At 72.0% G+C, this 2517-nt stretch carries 2 protein-coding genes; both read left to right on the plus strand.

Features of this window, described 5'->3' with window-relative positions; genetic code table 11:
- Positions 1-754: glycoside hydrolase family 3 N-terminal domain-containing protein (locus ABDW35_RS35415; RefSeq protein ID WP_343718528.1), on the plus strand; the 754-nt coding region annotated here is incomplete at its 5' end.
- A 104-nt stretch (positions 755-858) separates the two neighbouring features.
- Positions 859-2517 (plus strand): sodium:solute symporter (locus ABDW35_RS35420; RefSeq protein ID WP_343718529.1); only part of this gene is annotated, 1659 nt, incomplete at its 3' end.

The following is a 2517-nucleotide window of genomic DNA, read 5'->3' on the forward strand; positions in this document are numbered from 1 at the left end:
GGCGGCGCTGGACATGGCAGCGGCGGAGGAGGCGGTGCGCGCCAATGCCACCGCCATCGCGCTGACCACCGGCGCCGCCGGCATCGACATCGTCGCCGCGCCGGTGCTGGATCTCGACGTGCCGGGCGCCGACCGCACCGTGGTCGGCGACCGGTCCTTCTCCGGTGACCCGGTGGTGGTCGCCCGGCTTGGCCGGGCCATGGCCGAAGGGCTGCTCGACGGCGGCGCGCTGCCGGTGATCAAGCATCTGCCGGGTCATGGCCGCTCGCGGGTCGACAGCCATGTCTCGCTGCCAGTGGTGGACGCCGATCTGGCGACGCTGGAGCGCACCGATTTCGCGCCATTCCGCGACCTGGCCGACCTGCCCTGGGGCATGACCGGGCATCTGGTCTTCACCGCGCTGGATCCGGACCACCCGGTGACCCAGTCGCCGACCGCGATCCGGGACGCTGTGCGCGGCCGCATCGGCTTCGACGGGGTGCTGTGCAGCGACGATCTGTCGATGGGCGCGCTGGCCGGCCCGCTGCCGCAGCGGGCGGAGCGGGCGCTGGCCGCCGGCTGCGATCTGGCCCTGCACTGCAACGGCGACCTGGCGGAAATGCGGGCGATCGCGGCGGCGGTGCCGGCGATCGGGCCCGAGACCGCGGCCCGCCTGGCCCGTGCGGACGCTTGGCGCCGGCCCGCGTCCGACCGCCCGGTGGAGAGCTATCTGGAGCGGGTGAAAGAGCTGCTCGGCCGGTTGCCGACGGCATAGCTTGTTTCCAGCCGAACTCGCCGAAACGCTCGGCTCCAGGCCCCGGCCGTCCTATGCTGGCGTCATGACGGGGAGGAGCAGACGCGGGTCGCGGGGAGCGGGCGGTGGCTGACTGGCTGCTGTGGCTGATTGCGCTCGGCTATCTCGGTCTGCTCTTCGCCGTCGCCTTCCTCGGCGACCGCAGCCCGGCCTATTGGCGCTCCGGCCTGCGCGAACCGGCGGTCTACGCCCTGTCGCTCGCCGTCTACTGCACCTCCTGGACCTTCTATGGCGGCGTCGGCCGCGCCGCGTCGCACGGGCTCGACTTCACCCTGATCTATGTCGGGCCGATCCTGGTGATCACCCTTGGTTTCCCGATGATGCGGAAGATCACCCGGGTGGCGCGCGAGCAGAACATCACCTCGATCGCCGATTTCATCGCCGCCCGCTACGGCAAGAGCCGGGTGATCGCCGCGGCGGCGACTCTGATCGCGCTGGTCGGCGTGCTGCCCTATATCGCGCTACAGTTGCAGGCCGTCTCGCTCAGCTTCAGCGCGCTGGCCACCGGGTTGGACGGGCGCGGGCGCACGCCAGTGTGGACCGACACCGCCCTGCATGTCGCCCTGACCATGGCGGTCTTCGCCATCCTGTTCGGCGTCCGCCACGTCCAGGCGAATGAGCGGCACCAGGGTATGATCCTGGCGATCGCCTTCGAATCCCTGGTCAAGCTGGGGGCGATCATTGCCGCCGGGCTGTTCGTCACCTTCGGCATGTTCGACGGGCCGGGCGACCTGACGGCCCGGCTGCTGGCCGTGCCGGCGCTGCAGGCGCGGCTGGAGGGCTTCTCGGTCGGGCCGGAATGGGTGTCGATCACCGTCATGTCGGCCCTGGCCTTCCTGTGCCTGCCGCGGCAGTTCCATGTCGGGGTGGTGGAGAGCGGCCGGCCGGCCGACCTGCGCACGGCACGCTGGCTGTTCCCGGCCTATCTCGGCGCCATCAACGTCTTCGTCCCGGCCTTCGCCGTGGCCGGGCTGCTGCTGCTCGGCACGGCCGCCGACCCCGACCTGTTCGTGCTGTCGCTGCCGATGCGGGCGGGCGACCCGCTGCTGTCCCTGGCCGTGTTCCTGGGTGGGCTGTCGGCCGCCACCGGCATGGTGATCGTCGAGACCGTGGCGCTCAGCACCATGATCAGCAACGAGCTGGTGCTGCCGCTGTTGCTGCGCGGCGGCATGGCCGCGCGGGGTGATGGCGCCCTCGGCCCCACCGTGCTGCGCATCCGGCGGATCGCGATCTTCGGCATCCTGCTGCTGGCCTATGCCTATCATGCCGTGATCGGCGGCAGCCTGCCGCTGGCCTCGATCGGGCTGATCGCCTTCTGCGCCGTGGCCCAGCTGGGGCCTGCCCTGATCGCCGGGCTGTACTGGCGCGGCGCCCATCGCCACGGCGCCTTCGCCGGCATGGCCGGCGGCTTCCTGGTCTGGGTCGTGGTGTTCCTGGCGCCGACCCTGACCGGCGTGAACTGGGCGTCCTCGGTGCCGCTGTTCGGGGTCGAGGGCGCGGTGTGGGGGATCGGCGACGAGGTCGACACCCTGACCCGCGGCGCCTTCTGGAGCCTGGCGCTGAACACCGTGCTGCTGGTCGGCGTGTCGCGGCTGGCCCGGGCGGGCGAGCGCGACCGCGAGCAGGCGGAGGCCTTCATCGGCCCGGTGGTCGAGGCCCGGCAGAAGCCGCAGGCCACCCACCGCGCCGCCGCCTGCGACGATCTGAATACGCTGGTCGCCCGC

This window comes from Inquilinus sp. (genome assembly GCF_039594555.1).
Classification (GTDB): domain Bacteria; phylum Pseudomonadota; class Alphaproteobacteria; order DSM-16000; family Inquilinaceae; genus Inquilinus.